The organism is Salinispora cortesiana (assembly GCF_000484695.1).
In the GTDB taxonomy this organism is placed as follows: Bacteria; Actinomycetota; Actinomycetes; order Mycobacteriales; family Micromonosporaceae; genus Micromonospora; species Micromonospora cortesiana.
In genome coordinates this window covers 1-19481 of record NZ_AXVR01000026.1, presented here as the reverse complement: position 1 = coordinate 19481, position 19481 = coordinate 1, and the positions used below count along the sequence as shown (strand labels likewise).

At 70.4% G+C, this 19481-nt stretch carries 16 protein-coding genes, 5 tRNA genes and 1 pseudogene; 10 read left to right on the top strand and 12 right to left on the bottom strand.

The window, feature by feature from the left end:
• The first annotated feature begins 28 nt into the window (after nt 1-28).
• A complete protein-coding gene (locus tag K228_RS0113325; protein ID WP_425414519.1) occupies nt 29-1045 on the top strand; it encodes an Acg family FMN-binding oxidoreductase in 1017 nt (338 codons plus the stop codon).
• A 42-nt stretch (nt 1046-1087) separates the two neighbouring features.
• Nucleotides 1088-2809 (top strand): sensor histidine kinase, encoded by a 1722-nt coding sequence (locus K228_RS0113320; protein WP_025618886.1) that lies wholly within the window; start codon nt 1088-1090, stop codon nt 2807-2809.
• A 31-nt stretch (nt 2810-2840) separates the two neighbouring features.
• Here the strand turns inward: K228_RS0113320 and K228_RS0113315 are convergent, their stop codons facing one another.
• Nucleotides 2841-3479 (bottom strand): response regulator, encoded by a 639-nt coding sequence (locus K228_RS0113315; protein WP_018253417.1) that lies wholly within the window; start codon nt 3477-3479, stop codon nt 2841-2843.
• Nucleotides 3480-3758: 279 nt separating this feature from the next.
• Here K228_RS0113315 and K228_RS0113310 point away from each other — a divergent pair, with 279 nt between their 5' ends.
• Nucleotides 3759-4733 (top strand): Acg family FMN-binding oxidoreductase, encoded by a 975-nt coding sequence (locus K228_RS0113310; RefSeq protein ID WP_025618885.1) that lies wholly within the window; start codon nt 3759-3761, stop codon nt 4731-4733.
• Nucleotides 4734-4758: 25 nt separating this feature from the next.
• On the opposite strand, the gene K228_RS0113305 is transcribed toward K228_RS0113310, so the two are convergent.
• The 8 genes from K228_RS0113305 to K228_RS0113270 form a co-directional block, all read right to left on the bottom strand.
• Entirely contained in the window at nt 4759-5751 is a 993-nt protein-coding gene (locus K228_RS0113305; protein ID WP_025618884.1) for an NAD-dependent epimerase/dehydratase family protein, read from the bottom strand.
• A gap of 173 nt (nt 5752-5924) precedes the next feature.
• A complete protein-coding gene (locus K228_RS0113300; protein ID WP_025618883.1) occupies nt 5925-7979 on the bottom strand; it encodes a discoidin domain-containing protein in 2055 nt (684 codons plus the stop codon).
• Nucleotides 7980-8505: 526 nt separating this feature from the next.
• Nucleotides 8506-8580: transfer RNA gene (locus tag K228_RS0113295), tRNA-Val, on the bottom strand.
• A gap of 40 nt (nt 8581-8620) precedes the next feature.
• Nucleotides 8621-8693, bottom strand: a tRNA-Gly gene (locus tag K228_RS0113290).
• 130 nt (nt 8694-8823) lie between these two features.
• Nucleotides 8824-9069 carry a hypothetical protein gene (locus K228_RS0113285; RefSeq protein WP_025618882.1) on the bottom strand — a complete coding sequence of 82 codons (246 nt, stop codon included), beginning with the start codon at nt 9067-9069 and terminating at the stop codon, nt 8824-8826.
• A gap of 146 nt (nt 9070-9215) precedes the next feature.
• A tRNA-Val gene (locus tag K228_RS0113280) sits at nt 9216-9290 on the bottom strand.
• Nucleotides 9291-9302: 12 nt separating this feature from the next.
• A tRNA-Cys gene (locus tag K228_RS0113275) sits at nt 9303-9373 on the bottom strand.
• 34 nt (nt 9374-9407) lie between these two features.
• A tRNA-Gly gene (locus K228_RS0113270) sits at nt 9408-9480 on the bottom strand.
• A gap of 275 nt (nt 9481-9755) precedes the next feature.
• On the opposite strand from K228_RS0113270, the gene K228_RS0113265 reads away from it, so the two are divergent.
• The 3 genes from K228_RS0113265 to K228_RS0113255 all read left to right on the top strand — a co-directional run bounded on the left by K228_RS0113265 (nt 9756) and on the right by K228_RS0113255 (nt 12326).
• Nucleotides 9756-10358, top strand: a complete 603-nt coding sequence (locus K228_RS0113265) for a TetR/AcrR family transcriptional regulator (RefSeq protein WP_025618881.1) — start codon at nt 9756-9758, stop codon at nt 10356-10358.
• 128 nt (nt 10359-10486) lie between these two features.
• Nucleotides 10487-11155 carry a class I SAM-dependent methyltransferase gene (locus K228_RS0113260; RefSeq protein WP_025618880.1) on the top strand — a complete coding sequence of 223 codons (669 nt, stop codon included), beginning with the start codon at nt 10487-10489 and terminating at the stop codon, nt 11153-11155.
• A 1-nt stretch (nt 11156) separates the two neighbouring features.
• Entirely contained in the window at nt 11157-12326 is a 1170-nt protein-coding gene (locus tag K228_RS0113255) for a cytochrome P450 (protein ID WP_025618879.1), read from the top strand.
• Nucleotides 12327-12386: 60 nt separating this feature from the next.
• Here K228_RS0113255 and bioD read toward each other — a convergent pair whose 3' ends face one another.
• Entirely contained in the window at nt 12387-13127 is a 741-nt protein-coding gene (bioD, locus tag K228_RS0113250; protein ID WP_025618878.1) for a dethiobiotin synthase, read from the bottom strand.
• The gene (locus tag K228_RS0113245) at nt 13115-14251 is read right to left on the bottom strand and encodes an 8-amino-7-oxononanoate synthase (RefSeq protein ID WP_025618877.1); all 1137 of its coding nucleotides are present in this window, start codon (nt 14249-14251) and stop codon (nt 13115-13117) included. The genes bioD and K228_RS0113245 overlap by 13 nt, the downstream gene beginning before the upstream one ends.
• A 182-nt stretch (nt 14252-14433) precedes the next feature.
• Here K228_RS0113245 and bioB point away from each other — a divergent pair, with 182 nt between their 5' ends.
• The 3 genes from bioB (at nt 14434) to K228_RS0113230 (ending at nt 17535) form a co-directional block, all read left to right on the top strand.
• Complete coding sequence (bioB, locus tag K228_RS0113240) at nt 14434-15429, top strand: biotin synthase BioB (protein WP_018819116.1); 996 nt, start codon at nt 14434-14436, stop codon at nt 15427-15429.
• Nucleotides 15430-15439: 10 nt separating this feature from the next.
• Entirely contained in the window at nt 15440-15694 is a 255-nt protein-coding gene (gene bsaP / locus K228_RS0113235) for a biotin synthase auxiliary protein BsaP (RefSeq protein WP_025618876.1), read from the top strand.
• Nucleotides 15695-15963: 269 nt separating this feature from the next.
• Nucleotides 15964-17535: an aldehyde dehydrogenase family protein gene (locus K228_RS0113230; protein ID WP_025618875.1), complete on the top strand. Its 1572-nt coding sequence runs from the start codon at nt 15964-15966 to the stop codon at nt 17533-17535.
• A 111-nt stretch (nt 17536-17646) separates the two neighbouring features.
• Here K228_RS0113230 and K228_RS28830 read toward each other — a convergent pair whose 3' ends face one another.
• On the bottom strand, nt 17647-18216 hold the full coding sequence (locus tag K228_RS28830; protein ID WP_188116202.1) for a hypothetical protein: 570 nt from the start codon (nt 18214-18216) through the stop codon (nt 17647-17649).
• Between the two features lie 923 nt (nt 18217-19139).
• On the opposite strand from K228_RS28830, the pseudogene K228_RS29180 reads away from it, so the two are divergent.
• Nucleotides 19140-19481, top strand: a pseudogene (locus K228_RS29180) (hypothetical protein); the annotation flags it as partial.

Sequence of the window (19481 nt, the reverse complement as noted above, 5' to 3'; positions counted from 1 at the left end):
CGATGTGTTCGAGGGAAGGGTCGAGAGCATGAGCCAGACGGACCACGCGCTGACCACCGCGCTCGCGCAGGCCGCCGCGACCGCCGGTCGCGCCCCCTCGGTGCACAACACCCAACCGTGGCGGTGGCGGGTCCTGCCCGACGCGCTGGAGCTGCGTGTGGTCCGCGACCGGCAGCTCACCGCCACCGACCCGGAGGGGCGGCTGCTCGTCCTGAGCTGCGGCGCCGCACTGCACCACGCCCGGGTCACGTTGGCCGCCGAGGGGTGGCAGGCGGTGGTGGAGCGGATCCCCGACCCGGATGAGGTGGAGCGGACCCCGAACCCGGATGATGCGGACCTGCTGGCCCGGCTCACCAGCCTGACCCGGGTGGGGACGGACCCCGAGGCGATGCACCTGGTGCAGTGCATGCGAATCCGGCACACCGACCGCCGACCGGTCGGTGACGAACCGATCACCGACTCGGCCCTTACCGAGATCACCGAGGCGGCCGCCGTCGAGGGGGTCCGGCTCCAGCAACTCGACCGGGACCAGGTGTTACAGCTGGCGACCGCCGCGTCTCAGGCCGACAGCGTAGAGTCGGAGGATCCTCGGCTGCGCGCGGAGCTGGCCTACTGGACCAGCCGGGCCGACAATGTCGGTCTGCCGGCGGCGGTGTTGCCGGAGTCGCCCCCACAGACCACCGTGCCCGGCCGGGACTTCGGCCGGGCCGGCACGCTGCCGGTGGGGCCCGGTCATGACCAGGCGGCCGCGTACGCGCTGCTCTACGGCGATGAGGACGAGCCCAGCACCTGGTTACGGGCCGGTGAGGCGCTGTCGGCGGGTTGGCTCACGGCGACCCGGCTGGGCGTCTCGGTGGTGCCGTTGAGCGGGGTGATCGAGGTGCCGGGCACCCGTGCGGAGTTGCGCGGAGTACTGGCTGGTATGGGACACCCGTATCTGGTGCTGCGCCTGGGCCGTGCGGATCCGACGCACGCCGGCCCGCCGCACACGCCGCGGCTCCCGGTGGAGCAGGTGGTGGACACCACAGCGGCCCGCGAAACCTGACGGGCGTGTCACGTCCCTGGTCGGCGGCGTTAGCATCGGCCGGTGACACCCAGTCCCGAACACGAACCACACGCCACCCCTTCGCTCGGATTGACCCCGTTGTCCCGGGTCCACCTGGACGAGCTGCTGCAGGAGATGCTGGAGCGGGTCAGCCAGGTGGTCACCAGCCGGGAACGGCTACGGGCCCTGCTCGACGCGGTGGTCGGCATCAGCACCGACCTCGACCTGCGCAGCACGCTGCAACGCATCGTCGAGGCGGCCTCCGAGCTGGCCGGGGCCCGCTACGGCGCGCTCGGCGTCCTCGGCCGAGACCGGACGCTGCACGACTTCGTCACCCACGGTATCGACGACGACCAGCGCGCCAAAATCGGTGACCTGCCGCACGGCCGCGGCGTCCTCGGCCTGCTGATCGACGATCCGCGCCCGGTGCGGATGCCCGACATCACCAAGCACCCCGCCTCGTACGGTTTCCCGCCGCACCACCCACCGATGCGCAGCTTCCTCGGGGTCCCGGTGCGGATCCGGGATCAGGTCTTCGGCAACCTCTACCTGGCCGAGAAGCGGGACGCAGCCGAGTTCACCGAGGACGACGAGGAGATCGTGGTGGCGCTGGCCGCCGCGGCCGGGGTGGCGATCGAGAACGCCCGCCTCTACGAGCTGGCGCACCGGCGGGAGCGGTGGCTGGCCGCCGCCGCCGAGATCACCACACTACTGCTCGGCGAGGTCCGCCGTACCGACGCGTTGTCGCTGGTGGCGCGGCGCGCCCGGGAGGTGGCCGAGGCGGAGCTGGCGCTGGTGCTGCTCTACGACCCCGGTGCGGACACCTTCACCGTGGACGTGGTTGACGGCGCGGGCGAGCAGGCCGCTGCCCTGGTCGGCACCGTCCTACCGGCCGCCGACACCAGCTTCGGCACCGCCGTCACCCACGGCCGGCACGACCGGGTGGCGGACCTCGCCCACGCCGCGCCCTGGCCGGCGCTGTTGGACACCGGGGCGGCGGTGCTCTCCCCACTGGCGACCGCGGACACCCTGCACGGCGTGCTGGTGGTGGCGTACAGCGCGGACCACGACGAGACCAGCGAGGACGACCTGGCGCTGCTCGGCAGCTTCGCCGCGCAGGCCGCGCTGGCCATGGAGCGGGCCCGGGGCCAGGAGGAGCGGGAACTGCTGGTGGTCCTGGAGGACCGCGAGCGGATCGCCCGGGACCTGCACGACGTGGTGATTCAGCGGTTGTTCGCCACCGGCCTGCAGTTGCAGAGCGCGGTGCCGATGAGCACCCGCCCCGAACTCGCCAACCGGATCAACGCGGCGGTGGACGACCTGGACGCCACGATCAAGGATATCCGTCGCACAATCTTTGAGCTGCGCACGCCGATGACCGCGCAGCTGCGCTCGGAGATCCGGGAGGCGGTCGAGGACGCCGCCGGGTCGCTGGGCTTCCGGCCCGCGCTGGAGTTGGCCGGCCCGATCGACAGCGCCGTCTCGGACGAGCTGCGTCCCGATCTCACGGCCGTACTGCGGGAGGCGCTGTCGAACGCGGTGCGCCACGCCCGGGCCCAGCGCGTCGCGGTCACCGTCCGGGTGGCGGCCGGTCAGGTTTCGGTGACCGTCACCGACGACGGGGTCGGCTGCGATCCGGCCGCCGCCCGGGGCGGGCTGGTCAACCTGCGCGAACGTGCCGAGCGCCACGGCGGTGTCTTCGAGGTGCGACCGGAGCACCCGCACGGCACCCGGCTGCACTGGTCCGTGCCGCTGGACAGCTGAGCCGCCAGCGGCACCGGCACCACCCGCCGGGTCAGTGGGTCTTGCCCAGCAGGCGGGTGGCGAGTACGGCTGCCTGTGTCCGCCGCTCCAGGCCGAGCTTCGCCAGCATGCTGGAGACGTAGTTCTTCACGGTCTTCTCGGCGAGGAACATCTTGCCGGCGATCTCCCGGTTGGTGAGCCCCTCGGCCACGTACTCCAGGATCCGCCGTTCCTGCTCGGTCAGGGACTTCAGCTCCCGGGGCTGCTCGACGCCGCTGCGGATCCGCTCCAGCACCCGGGTGGTGATCGCGGGGTCGAGCAGCGACTGCCCGGCGGCCACCCGCCGGACCGCGTCCACCAGATCGGTGCCGCGGATCTGCTTGAGCACGTAGCCGGCCGCGCCGGCCATGATCGCCGCGAAGAGCGCCTCGTCGTCCTCGTACGAGGTGAGAATCAAGCCCTTGATCGACGAGTCCAGGGCCCGGATGTCCCGGCACACGTCGATGCCGTTGCCGTCGGGCAGCCGCGCGTCGAGGATCGCCACGTCGGGCCGGAGCGCCGGGATGCGGCGGGCCGCCTCCTGCGCCAGGCCTGACTCGCCGACGACCTCAATGTCACCGCTGGCCGTGAGCAGGTCGGCAAGGCCACGACGGACGACTTCATGGTCGTCGAGTAGGTACACGCGGATCATCCCTCGTTTCTACCCTGCTGGCGGCTGTTCTGCAGGGGTCGAAGGTCCCGACCCGCCCCGGCCGGGCACCCGCTCGGCGATTCCCACTCCACAAGAACGGACAAGAGGGACAATACGGACACTGCGGGCCGATTGCGTAAATACCGGGAAGCGCCAAGTCCGGGGCAGGATAGTCGGTCCCGCAGGGATGGGACATCCGGCCCTGGGCCCCCGGGCCCCGCCTGGGAGACGGTGGACGAAGCAGCTAGACGTGGCGCGCCAACGGAGGGGAGCGACACCATGGACGCTTACTACACCGTAGCGCAGCTACGTGCCGCCGCGGCCGACGCCATTCGTGCCCCGTCGCTGCACAACACGCAGCCGTGGCGGTTCCGCTTGCGCGACGGGGGGATCGAGGTGCTGGTTGACCCGTCCCGACGGCTGCCCGCCACCGACCCGAACGGCTGGGGTCTCCGCATCGCCGCCGGGGCGGCGCTGTTCAACCTCCGGCTCGCCCTGGCCGCGGCCGAGATACCAGCGGCCGTACGGCTGCGCCCGTACCCGGCCGAGCCCGACGTGGTGGCCCGACTGATCCCGGACGTACCGCGCCGCCCCACCCCGACCGAGCAGGCCCTCCACGCCGCGATCCCCCGCCGGTTCAGCAACCGCGCCCCCTTCCAGCCCGACCCGGTGCCCGCCGACGCCCGATGGCGGCTCACCGAGGCGGCCCGAGCCGAGGAGTGCTGGCTGGAGCTATTGATCGGCACGAGCGCGGTGAACGCGTTCGCGGAGATCGCCCGGGGCGCCCACCGGGTGTTGGAGCGTAACCCGTCCTACCGCACCGAGCGGGAGAAGTGGGTCCACTACGACGAGGCTCCCGACGGGGTGCCCGCGGCCGCCGGCGGCCCGCCGTTCGAGCCACAGGACCTGCTACCCGCGCGCGCCTTCGGCGGCCGGGAACGCGCCCCCGGCCGCGACTTCGAACCGGAACCCCTCGTCGCCGTACTCGGCGGCCCCGGCAACACCGCCGTTGACCAGGTCATCGCCGGCCAGGCCCTACAACGGACGCTGCTCACCGCCACCGACGCCGGGCTCTCCGTGTCGATGCTGTCCCAACCCATCGAGGTACCAACCGCCCGTGAGCAGCTTCGGCTCTCGCTGGGGCGCTACGGCACCCCGCAGATGGTGATGCGGATCGGGTACGGCCAACCCGGCTGGCCCACCCCCCGCCGCAACGTTGACGAGGTGCTCGACCTGACCGTTCCGCAGGTCTGACCGCCCGGCCGCCCGCCGCGCGCGGTCAGCGTCCAGCCGACAGCAACGCCGCCTCCCGGGCCGGTTCCAGGCCCACCGGGGCGCGTTGCGGACGGCCCGCGCGGGGTGGCACCACGCCAACCACCTGCAGCCAGGACCAGGTGTCGGCCACGGTGTCGGCCACCGGGCGGCACACCAGCCCGGCGGCGTACGCGGCCCACACGTCGCGCTCCTGCAGCCAGCGGTACGGGTGCCCGGCCGGAACCCAGATCGGCAGGTCGTTCCAGGGCACCACGCCCGCCGCCAAAATCCGCTCCGGCTCGATCCAGCGCAGTCGGGCATCAGCCCCGGTCGCCGCCACGCAGGCGCCGAGCAACTCCCCCATCGTCGCGTGCCCGGTACGGCTGACCACGTTGAACGTGCCACCGGGCACCTTCGGGTCGAGCAGGAACGCCGCCAGGTCACGGACGTCGACGTACTGCAGGGCGAGGTCGGCCGGGCCGGGTGCCAGCACGGTACCGCCGCGGGCGATCCGCTGCAGCCACCACGGCAACCGACCGATGTCCTCACCCGGTCCGAGGATCAGGCCAGCCCGGGCGATCAGCGCCCGCTCGCCGTAAACCTCCCGGATGGCCCGCTCAGCGCCGGCCTTGTTGGCCGCGTAGTCGGCCTCGTCGGCGTCGGGCGCGGCGTCAACCACCGGAGCGTCCTCCGCCGACCCCAACGCCACCGGCTCGGCGTAGACCGACCCGCTGGAGACGTAGCCGTAGCGCCCGACCTGCCCGGCCAGCGCCCGGGCCGAATCCCTGGCCGCCCGGGGCGCCCCGTCCCAGGTGTCAACGGCCAAATCCCACTCCTGGCCGGCGAGCGCGGCCAGCCCGCCCGGTGCGGTCCGGTCGCCCCGTAGCCGCCGCACACCGGTCGGCGTCGTCCCGTGGCGCCCCCGGTTGAAGACCGTCACCTCCCACTCCCGGCGCAGCGCCGCACCGACCACCGCCCCGCCGACAAATCCTGTACCACCCAGCACCAGCAGTCTCATGTCTCCACCGTGCCGGCCCGCGAAGGCTCCGCCTACCGGGTTCTGCCGCCAGCAGTTCTGCTGACGGCAGAAGACCGGTCGCGGGCCGTGCACCCGGCACGGCCCGCGACCGGGACGCGCACCCGGCACGACCTCATAGTCAGGATGCGCACCCGGCGCGGCGGACCGCGAGGTCAGGTGGCGTGGACGCCGACCTCCTTCAGCGAGTAGCCCCAGTCGGTGCCGCGCTCCTGACCCTGGATCCGGACGTAGCGAGCCGATGTTGGGTCAAAGATCGCCGTGTCCAGACCACCATCACCATCCGATATGGAGGAGACGGTCTGCCAGGAGCTACCGTCGGCGCTCACCTCGATCCGGTACGCCCTGGCGTACTCGCCCGCCCACTCCAGGGTGACTCGTCGAATCTGCTGTGCCGAGCCGAGATCCAACCGCAACCACTGGTCGTCACTCCACCAGCTCGCCCAACGGGTCGTCGGGTCACCGTCCACGGCTCGACGAGGGGCGTAGGTGGTGAACGGCTTCCACGCGGTCGAGCTGGCCGAGGCGGATGACCCGGCGGCGAGGTTGACGCCGGGCGCGTGCTCCTCCGTGGCACCCCACATGCCAAGGTACGACTCGGCGCCGCGCAGCAGGTCGTCCACCACCGCTTGGCCGCCCAGGACCCGGATCTCCTCCACCCAGTCCGGCACCAGCCCGTAGTGGGGGGCACCGTCAACGTTGATGTCCCAGGTCCGGTCACCGGTGGTCTGCCGGTCGAGGACGGCACCGCCGTCCGCGGACTGGAACGGATACTGGACCGGGTTCGGGGTGTCCGCGCCCCGGGGACCGGGCCAGCTGCCGAAGCCGTTCATGTCGGTGCCGAAGCCGTACCCGACGTCGTAGCTGTCGCGCAGTTCCTTCGTCCGATCCGCGTCCGCGATGAACCGCTCGGCACCGTGCATGTACTGCGTGATGAACCCGCCGAGTTGGTAGACCCGCTCGCTCCAGAGCAGGTCCATCCAGCTGTGCGACGAGACCACACCGGGGTATGACACGGACTCGAAGACGTCCAGGACCCGGCCGGTGGCCTTGACACTCATGTGGTCGATCTCCACCAGCATGTTGCGGTCCATCATGCCCCGCAGGGCGTACTCGCCGAGTCTGGTCAACCCGCGGACGTTGCACCGCGCGTCCGACGAGTACGACGGCATCTCGACGTCGGACGGGAGCAGATCCCCCAGCCCGGCCAGGTCTCCGAAGGCGATGGGGTTGTCCTGCTGCGGCCCCCGGCACTTCTCCGTCGTCCAGAAGGTCCCGGTTGACAGGAACTGCCCGGCGTTGACGGCTATCCCGGTGGTCCCGGAGTCGAATCGGACACCACAGAGCGCGTTGTCGAACTTGTGGCACAGGAACATGCTGCGTATGCCGAGATCGTGCAGCTCGTCGAGCCCGCGATCGATGTCCTCCTCGTCGCACTGGGCGATGTCCAGGATTTGTTTACAGCCGAACGGCTCGGAGGTCTCCACTCCCAGGACCACGGCGAGCTTGCCCTGCTCGATGACCTCGCGAGCCTGTTCGCTGTCGGTGACGACGCGAAACCATCCCTGGCCCGCCCCGCCGTACATCTGGTCGATGTAGTCCTGCATCTCATATGTCTTGGCGGCCTGAAGCCGAATCGAGGTCATCTCGTCGCAGCTTCGGTCCTTGAAGAAGTAGACCGAGCAGATCACCCCGTTGGTGACCAGGTGGTTGACCATGACCCGCTGGCCACCGCGCCAGGCCCGCTCGATCCAGGCGTAGTAGTTCTGCTGGTGGGTCTGCGAGTCGTGGGCCGGCCAGTCCGCGAACGTCGGCCAGCCGTCGGGGTCGTGCCGGCCGTCACCACCGTTGGTGAGGAAGTCGAACAGGGCCAGGGAGCCGTCGGGGTAGTGCTCCGGGCAGTCCTTCAGCGCGTCGGCGACGCCCGCGTCGGAGAAGGGCTTGCCGCAGAGGAGCCGCCCACCGAAGGCCTCGTTGGACATGATGTGGTTGTGCGCGTCCACAAAACCGCGCACCTGACCCTGGGCGTCGGTGCCGGTGAACGGCGCTCCGGTCACACCGATCGCGGAGTCGGGTGCCGGCCGGTCGGTCGGCGTCCACCAGTCGGGCTCCTCCGCCGCGCTGGGTGCCGCCGTGCTGAGCAGCAGGGTGATCACGGCCAGCAGGACGGTCGCCACCACGGATCGTCGCCGGGTCGCTCGGCTCGCCATCAGCGGTCGTCGCCGCCGGGTCAGGAGAGACATTGTTCCTCCAGGGCAGAACTCGGATCGGTGTGCGCAACACCGAAAGGCGATCCGCCGTGGCCTCCCCCGGGTGCCCGGGGTATGGCCGGATTGGCTGTGGCGGGCCGTAACTGGCAGGTCTTCCGGTGCTGCCCAACCGGGCGTTTCGGCGAGATTACGGACCGCGGCCAGATAAGTTACTGCGGAGTAACTGATTTATTGCAAAATTTAAAACTGACTATTAACAGATCAGCTTCCGCCAGGCACGACAGCCGACACGGCGAGCAGGCCATCCCGCCCGCCCACTGCACCCAGGTCGACCAGAATGCCGGAACCATCCCTTGCCGCAGCTCACGAAAAATAAACGAATATCTATCGATGGGAGACCCCGGACGACAGGCTGGATGCGTCCAGAACGACGTCGTCAGCTGGACTGGACTTGGAGAACCCTCGATCGTCCGGTAACTCCCGGCCCGCGCAGAAGCACCTCACTGAGCTGCTCCTACACATTCACTGGTGGGCGATACTGGGTTTGAACCAGTGACCTCTTCCGTGTCAAGGAAGCGCGCTCCCACTGCGCCAATCGCCCTGAATCACCGCAACCCGGCCAGCCAAGCTGGCGGTGAACGAGCGGACGACGGGATTCGAACCCGCGACCCTCACCTTGGCAAGGTGATGCGCTACCAGCTGCGCTACGTCCGCGTGCCACCGAACCGCGTCGGCGACGGGACTTACTCTACCCGACGGCAAGATCGCCGAGACCGGACCCCCCGGGCCCGCCGGACCGACACGTTGGCGCCCAGAACCGCGATCGTCAACGCGTCAGGCAACGTCATCTGTCTCGACGCTGGCCGCCAGCCGACCAGTTGACGTATTCCACGACTAGCGGGCTCGCCACCAGGCAATCAACGTCACCGTCGGCCGCCGGTAGCAGCACACTGACGACATGCCCAGGACTCGGCACGTCAACCCCGGCGAAGGAGCCGCCCGCGTGAAACTTCACGGCGGGCAGCGCGCGGCGCGGCTCCGGTACGAACTCATTTAGCTTGCCCGTCGACAGATACACAACCTCACGCACTGGCGCTCCCAGGTGCTTGGCTTCGGCGCTGTTCAGCTAGGCGCATCCTGCCATCGCTCACCAAACTGGCTGCCCCGCCAGAAGTAGGGCTGGTCCTCTACGGACCAGCCCCAACAAGCAAAACATGGTGCGCACACTGCGACGCATGGTGGGCGATACTGGGTTTGAACCAGTGACCTCTTCCGTGTCAAGGAAGCGCGCTCCCACTGCGCCAATCGCCCTCGATGATGCTGAGGTGGGGACGGGATTTGAACCCGCGTACACGGCTTTGCAGGCCGTTGCCTCGCCTCTCGGCCACCCCACCGGGTTGCCCCCGGTCAAACGTGGCGGCATCTCCGAGCGGACGACGGGATTCGAACCCGCGACCCTCACCTTGGCAAGGTGATGCGCTACCAGCTGCGCTACGTCCGCACGTCCCGGCTTCCCGGTGACGGATGAGAACTTTAGCCGAGCCGGCGAGCAGTTGCCAACTCCCCCCCCCTCGGCGCGCCTCCGCCGCCCCTCAACCAGGGCCAGGACCCACCTGAACCGAACCGGGCAGAACCACCGAAGAACCACATGGAGCGGCACCGAAGAACCACGTGGAGCAGCACCCGAGAGAACTGTCCTACTTCCGACTGCAGTAGGTCGATTTCGCCGTGGGTGGTAACAGCTCGTACCCGTTCGAGTGCACTACGGTAACGGTCGTGACGAGACGTGCGGCTGAGGTCCGCCTGGATGCCCTGCTGCGCACCGCCTGCGACGTAATCGTGGAACGCGGGTTGGCGAACACCCGCACCGCGGACGTGGCCCAGGCGGCCGGGGTGAGTCAGGCACTGGTCTTCTACCATTTCGCCACCAAGGACCGGCTGCTCGCCGAGGCGTTCGCGTACGCCGTCGAGCAGGATCTGGCCCGACTGGACGCGGTGCTGCGCTCCAGCGCCCCGCCGCTGGCCAAGCTCCGCCGACTGGTGCGGCTCTACACCCCCGCCGGTCGCCCCACGTCATGGGCGATGTGGATCGACGGCTGGGCCGAGTCGCTGCGTACCCCGGAGTTGGAGAAGACCTCCCGCCGGCTGGACCTGCGCTGGCGGCAGGACCTGGCGACGGTGATCGCAGCCGGGGTAGCCGACCACACCTTCGAGTGCGCCGACCCGGCTGGCGCCGCCTGGCGGATCAGCGCCGTGATGGACGGTCTCGCCGTTCAGCTCGCGGTGCACGACCGGGTGATCTCCCGACGCCAGTTCACCGAGTGGGTACGCCTGGTGACCGCCCGGGAGCTGGGGCTCGACCCGGCGCAGCTGGACTGAGCGCGGGCCGAGTCGACGCGGGACCCGAGTCGACACAGCGGAGGATGAGCCGGACCGGACCGGGCCGTAGCCCCGGCGGGCCGGACGGGGCCGTAACCCTGTCGGTCCGGCTGCGGGAGAATCACTCGGTGTCCGAACTCGCCACCGCCTTCGTCCGACTGCACGCGCGTCTCGCGCCGGTCGCCTTCGTCCCCGAGGTACGACTCCACCAGGCCGACGACGCGGTCGGGCTCTGGGAACTGACCGAGGGTGAGTTCCGCAGTGACCAACCACCGCCCTTCTGGGCCTTCGCCTGGGCCGGCGGGCAGGCCCTCGCCCGATACGTCACCGATCATCCTGACCTGGTCGCCGGTCGGCGAGTGCTCGACCTCGCCGCCGGCTCGGGCCTGGTGGCCATCGCCGCGGCCCGCGCCGGCGCCGCCGCCGTCCGCGCGGTCGAGGTCGACCCGCTGGCCGTCGCGGCCGTCGCCCTCAACGCCGAGGCCAACGGGGTACGCCTCGACGCCGAGCTGGCCGACATCCTTGACGGCGACGCGGGCGACGCCGAGGTCGTCCTCGCCGGAGATGTGTTCTACAGCGCGGCGATGGCGAGGCGGATGCTCCGCTTCCTGCTCACCGCCGCCCGCGCGGGGGCCACGGTGCTGGTGGGCGACCCGGAACGCGCGTTTCTGCCCCGCGACCGCTTCGACCCGCTGGCCAGCTACGAGGTGCCGGTGCCCGAAACGCTGGAGAGCGTACGCGTGAAGCGTGCCACGGTGTGGCGGCTGCGGGCCGGGCTGCCCGGAACGGCCCGCTAGCGTGTCCGCCGTGCTGTTCCGGAGCTGGACGAAGACCGCCGGCACCCACTGGCCGGCCGTCACCCGGGTCGCTGACCAGCAGGGCACCGAACACCTGGTGGTGACCGAGCACGCGCTGGTCCGACAGGTGCTCACCGACCAGGTGACCTATCGTCCGGACAATGCGCTGGACGCTGTCACCCCGATCCCGGTGGCCGCCCTGCGGGTGCTCGCCGGACACCGCTTCCGCCTCCCCCCGACCCTGGCCAACAACGGTGGCGTGAGCCACCCGACGATCCGCGCCCTAGTCGCCGACGCGCTACACCCGGCGAAGGTCGCCGCCCAACGGCCCTGGCTGACCGGGCTGGTGGCCGAGCGGGTAGCCGCGATCCGCGCCACCCTCGACGCTGGTGGCTCCGCCGACCTGCACGCCGAGCTCAGCGCCGACCTGCCGCTGCTGGTCCTGGCCCGCCTGGTCGAACTCCCCGATGCCCCGGTCTCCGCGGTGAAGCAGTTCGCCCGCGCGGCGCTGGAGCTGTTCTGGGCCCCGCTGGACGCCGACCGCCAGCTGGCCCTGGCCGACGAGGTCGGCCGGTTCCACCAGGTGCTGCGGGAGTTCGCGGATACCGGCGGTGGCCTGGCCGCCGCCCTGCGGGCCACCGGGCACCCGCCGGATGTGCTCGTCGGGGCGCTGTTCTTCCTGCTGGTAGCCGGCCAGGAGACCACGTCGCAGTTTCTCACCCTGCTCCTACACCGGCTGGCCGGCGAGCCGACGGTTCGCGCCGCGCTGCGGGACGGCAGCGTCTCGGTGACGAACGTGGTCGAGGAGGGGCTGCGGCTGGAGCCGCCGATCGTCACCTGGCGTCGGGTCGCCGCAGTGGACAGCACGCTGGGCGGGATCGCGGTGCCGGCGGGCACCAGCGTGCTGCTGTGGCTGGCCCGGGCCGGCCGTGACCCGGCCATCGTGCCGACGCCCGACGAGTTCCGGCCCGGGCAACGGGGGTCGCGCCGGCATCTGGCCTTCGGGGCGGGCGCCCACCGTTGCCTCGGCGACCAGTTGGCCCGGATGGAGGCGGCGGTGGTGGTCGAGCAGGCCACCCCGCTGCTCGACGGGGTAACCGTGGTGCGTGCTCCGTGGTATCCGGACAACCTCACCTTCCGGATGCCCGACGCCTTCGTGATCCGCCGCTGACCACCCGGCGCAACGGTCCGCTGACCACCTGGCTCAGCGGACCTCCTCAGCCCAGCTGGCTCAGCGGACCTCCTCGGCCCAGGCCCGCCAGTCGTCGAGTACCCCATACAGCGCCGGGGTGAGCCATCCCGGCGCGGACCGCCGGAACACGCCCGGATCGATCGTGCCAGCCCCGGCCGGCAACGCCCCGACCAGGTACGGCACCAGGTCGGTCAGGTTCGCCCAGTGGACCAGCTCCGGCTCGGCCGGCCAGGCACCGAGCAGTACCCCCGCCGGCACCGCCCGGCGTTCCAACGCCTCCAGGGTGAGCGCGGTGTGGTTGAGGGTGCCCAGACCGGCCCGCGCCACCACCACAGCCGGGCAGCCGAGGGAGACCGCGAGATCGGCCATCGTCCACGGCTCACCCGACGGGCGCAGCCCCATCGGCACGAGCAGCCCGCCGGCCCCCTCGACCAGGACCAGGTCATGCTTGTCGGTCTCCGCGCGGACGGCGTCAACCGCCGTGTACAGCTCCAGTGGCGGCAACTCGGCGACCCGGGCCGCGGCCAGCGGGGCTAGCGGATCGGGGAAGTTCGCCAGCGTCCGCCCGGTCAGCGGTGCGGCGAGTCGGGTGACTTCGTCGATGTCGACCGGGTCGCCGGTGGCCGTACCGGTCTGGCCTGGCTTGACCACCGCGACCCGCAGCCCGGCGGCCTGCGCCGCCGCGGTGACCGCCGCGGTCGCCACGGTCTTGCCGACCCCGGTGTCGGTACCAGTCACCAGCACCGGCCCCCGCCACGGTGTCGCACTCACGGCGCGCACTCCACGATGACCTCCAGGGCCCGCTCGAAGTCCGCCCGAGGGACACCAACGTTGACGGTCAGCCGGAGCCGGGAGCGGCTGTCCGGGGTGGAGGGGGGACGGAAGCAACCGACCGCGACGCCCCGGTCCCGGCAGTCGGCGGCCCAGGCGGTGGCCGCCTCGGGTCCGGGTGCGGTCACCGACACGACCGCGCCCTTCGGCGCCGAGCCGGTCAGGCCGGCGGCTCGCAACCGCCGGACCATGAAGGCGGCCCGGTCACCCAACTCAGCCCGCAGCTGCTCGCCCCTCCAGGCGAGCCCCACTGCGGCCCGTACCCCGGCCGCCACCGCCGGCGGCGGAGCGGTGTCGAAGATGAACGTCCGGCCGGTCTCGACCAGGTGCCGGACGAACTCCGCCGGAGCGGCGACCACCCCACCGGCTCCGCCCAACGCCTTGGAGAGGGTCGCGGTGACGATCACGTCGGGCTCACCGGCCAGACCGGCCGCGGTCGCTCCCCCGGCGCCACCGGGCCCGACCACGCCGAGCCCGTGGGCGTCGTCAACCAGCAGCAACGCGTCGTGCTCCCGGGCGACCGCGTGCAGCTCGGCGAGGGGAGCCAGGTCCCCGTCAACCGAGAACACCGACTCGGTTACCACCACTGCCGGGCGACCCGGCGCGGCGGCAAGCGCGGCCCGGACCGCGTCCACGTCGGCGTGCGGGGTCACCATGGTCTCGGCACCGGAAATCCGGCACCCGTCGATCAGCGACGCGTGGTTGTGCGCGTCGGAGACCAAAAGCGTCCGCGGCCGCACCAGACCCCGGACCGCGCCGACGTTGGCCAGGTAGCCGGAGGAGAAGAGCAGGGCGCGTTCGGCCCCGAGCCAACCGGCGAGATCTTCTTCGAGGGCGTGGTGCGGTGCGGTGGAACCACGCACCAGCCGGGACCCGGTGGCGCCCAACCCATACTCGTCGAGTGCCGCGGTGGCTGCCGCGGTCACCGCGGGGTGTCTCGACAGGCCGAGGTAGTCGTTGCCGGCCAGGTCAACGATGTCGTCGGCGGCGGCTCGAGGGCGGAGGGTACGGGTCAGCCCCGCCTTGGCGCGCAGCTCGGCTCGGCGGTCCAGTGCCGCAAGCCAGTCCGACACCGCCGCTCCTTCCCCGGCTCCCGCTCGCCGGGCGCCTCCGCCGGGGCGAACGTACCACCTGGCCGGACGCCGCTTCGGCGTGCCGCGCGACGCCCCGGCGCGCCGCGCTTCGGTCCCACTGGTGGTGACGCGGGTCGCCCCGGCCGACTCTTCCCGACGTGGCGGCCTTGTAGGGTACGGCCATGCCAGAGATCCTCGACCAGGCCCGCACCCAGGTACTGGAGAACGGCGTCGGCCTCGACGAGGCCGGCGTCCTCGCCGTGCTGAACCTCCCCGACGAGCACCTGCCCGCCGCTCTCCAGCTCGCGCACGAGGTACGGATGCGCTGGTGTGGGCCGGAGGTCGAGGTCGAGGGAATCGTCTCGCTGAAGACCGGCGGCTGCCCGGAAGACTGTCACTTCTGCTCGCAGTCCGGCCTGTTCACCTCGCCGGTCCGCGCGGTGTGGCTGGACATTCCGTCGCTTGTGGAGGCCGCAAAGCAGACCGCGAAGACCGGCGCGACCGAGTTCTGCATCGTGGCCGCCGTGCGCGGCCCGGACGACCGGCTGATGCGGCAGCTACGGGAGGGCGTCGCCGCGATCCGGGCTGAGGTCGACATCCAGGTGGCGGCCTCGGTCGGCATGCTCACCCAGGAGCAGGTTGACGAGCTGGTCGAGATGGGCGTACACCGCTACAACCACAATCTGGAGACCTGCCGCTCGTACTTCCCGAACGTGGTCACCACCCACTCCTGGGAGGAACGCTGGGAGACGCTGCGGATGGTCCGCGAGTCCGGCATGGAGGTGTGCTGCGGTGGCATCCTCGGCCTCGGGGAGAGCGTCGAGCAGCGCGCCGAGTTCGCCGCCCAGCTCGCCGAGCTGGACCCGCACGAGGTTCCGCTGAACTTCCTCAACCCCCGGCCCGGCACCCCGCTCGGTGACCGCTCGGTGGTCGAGGGGAAGGACGCGCTGCGCGCCATCGCCGCGTTCCGGCTCGCCATGCCCCGCACGATCCTCCGGTACGCCGGTGGCCGCGAGCTCACGCTCGGCGATCTGGGTACCCGCAGCGGCCTGCTCGGCGGCATCAACGCGGTGATCGTCGGCAACTACCTGACCACGCTGGGTCGCCCGGCCACGACGGACCTGGAGCTTCTCCAGGACCTGAAGATGCCGGTCAAGGCGCTCTCCGCGACGCTGTGAGCCGGCTGGGATGAGCAGCGACACGACGGGTCCGGCCCCGCTTGGCATGTCGACGCGGGTCGGCGAACCGGCGGGGACCGCCGCCTCCTGGTGCGACCGGTGCGGCACGCCGGCCGGCGAGGAGGGGGACCACACCGCCTGCCGGGCCGCCCGGCAGCTGGAGCCACCCCGCTACTGCCAGCACTGCCGGCGACGGATGAAAGTGCAGGTGCTGCCGGTCGGCTGGGCGGCGGTCTGTGTCGAGCACGGCGAGACACGGGCCTAGCCCGCGTTGTAAACGGCGAGACACGGGACCAGCTCCGCACCCGGAGATTCCTCACAACATTCAAGATCTTCGATCGAATCTGGTGTGTTCGGCCAGTTCAGGACGAGGACAGGGCGACTCCACAAACGCTGAATAAGCGGACCGGAGGTAGCCCACCGTCCTGACATACGAACGTACTGTTGCCGCCCCCGCTCACGGCGGGCGACAGTACGCCACACCAGCGGTGCCATCGACGCCGCCGCTCCCCGGACAACCCTGAGGAGATCGCGATGGCTCTACGACTCGCCGACGGGACCGCCTGGTCCGAGGTCCTCGACCGTGCGGTGGCCGCCGCCCCCGAAGCCTTCTCCGCACCGACCGACGGCATCCGAACGCTGCACAACCTGATCGAGGGCGACTGGCGAGCGGTCGGCGCCCCGGCCACCGTACGCACGCCGGTCGACAACACCACCCTGGTCCACCTCCCCCGGCTGGACGCGACGACCGCCCGGGCCGCGGTCGCCCACGCCGCCGCCGCCCACCGGGACTGGGCCGACACCCCCCTCGCCGAACGGAAGGCGCGGGTCACCGCGGCCCTCGACGCCCTGACCGCCCACCGTGACCTTCTCGCCCTCCTGCTCGTCTGGGAGATCGGCAAGCCGTGGCGGCTCGCCGGCGCCGACGTTGACCGGGCGCTCGACGGCGTCCGGTGGTACGTCGAGGAGATCGACCGAATGCTCGCGGACGGCCGGGAACCACTTCCCGGGCCGGTGAGCAACATCGCCTCGTGGAACTACCCGATGAGCGTCCTGGTCCACGCCGAGCTGGTGCAGCTCCTAGCCGGAAACGCCGTAATCGCCAAGACCCCGTCGCAGGGGGGTGCGGTCTGCCTCACCGTCGCGCACGCGTTGCTGCGCCGGGCTGGCCTGCCGGCCACGCTGATCTCCGGCAGCGGCGAGGAGCTCTCCGAGGTGCTGGTCCGCGCCCCGGAGGTCGGCGCGGTGGCGTTCGTCGGCGGGCGCTCCAACGGCGGAAAGGTGGCGGCAGCGCTGCTGGACACCGACAAGCGGCACTTCATCGAGCAGGAAGGGCTCAACGCCTGGGGGATCTGGAACTTCTCCCGGTGGGATCAGCTCGCCGGGCACCTGAAGAAGGGCTTCGAGTACGGCAAGCAACGCTGCACCGCCTACCCACGCTTCGTCGTACAACGGAACCTGGTTGACCAGTTCCTCGACATGTACCTGCCGGTGGTCCGGTCCGTACGGTTCGGACACCCGCTGGCGGTCGACGACGGATGGTCCGCCGGCGACCCCTTCCCCGAGCTGGACTTCGGGCCCCTGATCAGCGCTGCCAAGGCCGACGAACTCCGCCGCAAGGTCGACGAGGCGGTCCGGGGCGGGGCGGTCCCGCTGCACCGGGGCCGGCTCGACGGGGCGCCGTTCCTCGACGGGCAGGACACCTCCGCCTACGTGGCGCCGTCGGCGCTACTCGCCCCGCCCGGTCGATCTCGGCTGATGCACGCCGAGCCGTTCGGTCCGGTCGACACTATCGTGGTGGTGGACACCACCGACGAGCTGCTCGCCGCGATGAACGCCTCCAACGGCGCGCTGGTCGCCTCCCTCGCCTGCGACGACGAGGACGAGGCGGCGAAGCTCGCCATGGACGTGCAGGCGTTCAAGGTCGGCATCAACAAGCCCCGCTCCCGGGGCGACCGCCGGGAGCCGTTCGGTGGGCGGGGCGCCTCCTGGAAGGGGGCTTTCGTCGGCGGCGACCTGCTGGTCCAGGCAGTCACTGTCGGCGGTGCCGACGATCGGCTGTACGGCAACTTCCCGGACCGGACGGCGCTACCGCCGAACGTCTGACGCGTCGAGCGGCTCCGTCGACAGCCGAGCCGCCTCGGTCGCCACGACGAAGCCGCACCACACGGACGGGCGGTGGATGGCCCAACAAGGCCATCCACCGCCCCAACGACATCAGTTGGTGCCCAACCCCACCCACCAAGCGTGGTGATCCGTGTACTCCATCGGTTCTGAGGCGCTACCTTCGAAACTCACGTGGTCCAAGAAGATGACATGCTGCACATCGCCGTTTCCCTTTCGGGTGTAACCCCTGGGCACGCACTTCTGCACATCACTTCCGGTGCCCTCGTACCTCATGTTGAGGTCGCCGGTGAGCACCGTTGGACCCGAGAATCCCCACTTTGACCTGTAGTAGGGAACCGCCTCATTCATCAGCTCCTTACACTGTTCGAATGCAGCGCCGGTTTCGAGGCGATGGGCGAGATGTGTAGCACACGCAAGGTAGTTGTTCCGCACGTGGACACAAGCCGCAACCCGCTTCTCCCAATGGATATCGTCCTGGGCGTCGTACACCCAACCTGAACCGTCAAACCCTTCCCAACTGGAGCCCGGCACCCAACCCATGATCGCGTTGCCGTAATCCCCCCGACCACCTGTGCACTGATTCGATTCCCCGGTATCCCTGTTCTTCGACGCTTTGAAGACGTAGTAGGCCCAGTCCCCCGGCTGGCGCAGCTCCTTCATCCGCGGTAGCCGCCGCCTCAGCCGCTGGCGTGATCGGGGGTATGACTACCTGAATCGCACCCTCTGACGGGGTGGCCACCGTGCGGTCGGCTGCCAGCGCAGGCTCGACGGTAGACAGCGTCGCCGCCGCAAAACCAGTCGCCACAAAAACGAGCGACACACGACGCACCAATAAGCGACCAGACCCGCGCAACGCTTTCCTCCACCCGTACGACCTCGACCGGTTTCAGGACAGCAGTTTCCCGCCTGGAATCCGGCCCTAAAACAGCAGCACTGCGGGGTGGATCAACACATCGGCCATTAACTACCCCGCAAGCTCCGTGGACGAATCATCTGTCCATCCGGGCAAGGCAGTCAACACTCACCCCAATGAACTCATGACTAACACCAGGATTCACCTTAGATTCACGCTGGTCACGATGTTGCAAATAGCCAGACCCACCTCCCGGAGCGGAGGAATTGCCACCTGATCGAAAGGTGTTACTCATTTCCGGTTAGCCTACTGGCCTCTTTGTAGCCACGCATCCGCCAGCACGAGCCGAAGTGACAGCCGAGTTGGCGGGTGAACGCCCGACTCCGCGTCGGAGCCCAACGCAGCCACCATCCGGCCCCATCTAGGGGTGCCCAGCCCGACCCAGACCATCATTAACGGCGATCCGTAGGGAGCGTGTTCACGCCTGGCGGTGAGCTGAGCTGCCACCTGCCTCGCGCCACTCGGAGCCCGTGAAGGGCAGCCGGCCAGGGCGGAGCTCAAGCACGATGCCCCGGTCGAAGACATCAAGATTCTCTGCAGCAGCACCCACGCGCCACACTCCAAAGATGGATAAAGCGGATAAGTTTCGCGAAACACGATCATAACGACATACCGTCGTACACCAAAGATAGGAGGTCATTTCGGAATCGCTCAGAGTGCTTGGAGGATCATGAATCGCCATCGCTACCAGGGGCTGGGGCCAGGCCCGCTGGCTGGTCGCAAACGGTGGGTGGCCATCGGCGTCATGGCACCGCTGACGTTCGCCTTCATCGGCCTGACCGCCCCCGCCTTCGGCCACGTCTGGGGCAGCGGCACGAACACGAACATGACCGCCTACCCGGACGAGGAGTGGGGCTGGGAGCAGGGAGACTGGGACCGCGGATACTGGGACGGCAAGTGTGGACACACGTGCCCTTCCGGACCGCCGGGCCCCACCGGACCACCCGGACCGCCGGGCCCCACCGGACCACCCGGACCGCCGGGCCCCACCGGACCACCCGGACCGCCGGGC

Excerpts from the sequence above, each read along its gene's own strand:
- K228_RS0113315 (WP_018253417.1), bottom strand. The coding sequence starts at position 3,479 with ATGATCCGCGTGTACCTACTCGACGACCATGAAGTCGTCCGTCGTGGC.
- bioB (WP_018819116.1), top strand. The coding sequence starts at position 14,434 with ATGCCAGAGATCCTCGACCAGGCCCGCACCCAGGTACTGGAGAACGGC.
- bsaP (WP_025618876.1), top strand. The coding sequence starts at position 15,440 with ATGAGCAGCGACACGACGGGTCCGGCCCCGCTTGGCATGTCGACGCGG.
- K228_RS0113300 (WP_025618883.1), bottom strand. The coding sequence starts at position 7,979 with ATGGCGAGCCGAGCGACCCGGCGACGATCCGTGGTGGCGACCGTCCTG.
- K228_RS0113325 (WP_425414519.1), top strand. The coding sequence starts at position 29 with ATGAGCCAGACGGACCACGCGCTGACCACCGCGCTCGCGCAGGCCGCC.
- K228_RS0113230 (WP_025618875.1), top strand. The coding sequence starts at position 15,964 with ATGGCTCTACGACTCGCCGACGGGACCGCCTGGTCCGAGGTCCTCGAC.
- K228_RS0113305 (WP_025618884.1), bottom strand. The coding sequence starts at position 5,751 with ATGAGACTGCTGGTGCTGGGTGGTACAGGATTTGTCGGCGGGGCGGTG.
- K228_RS28830 (WP_188116202.1), bottom strand. The coding sequence starts at position 18,216 with ATGAAGGAGCTGCGCCAGCCGGGGGACTGGGCCTACTACGTCTTCAAA.
- K228_RS0113310 (WP_025618885.1), top strand. The coding sequence starts at position 3,759 with ATGGACGCTTACTACACCGTAGCGCAGCTACGTGCCGCCGCGGCCGAC.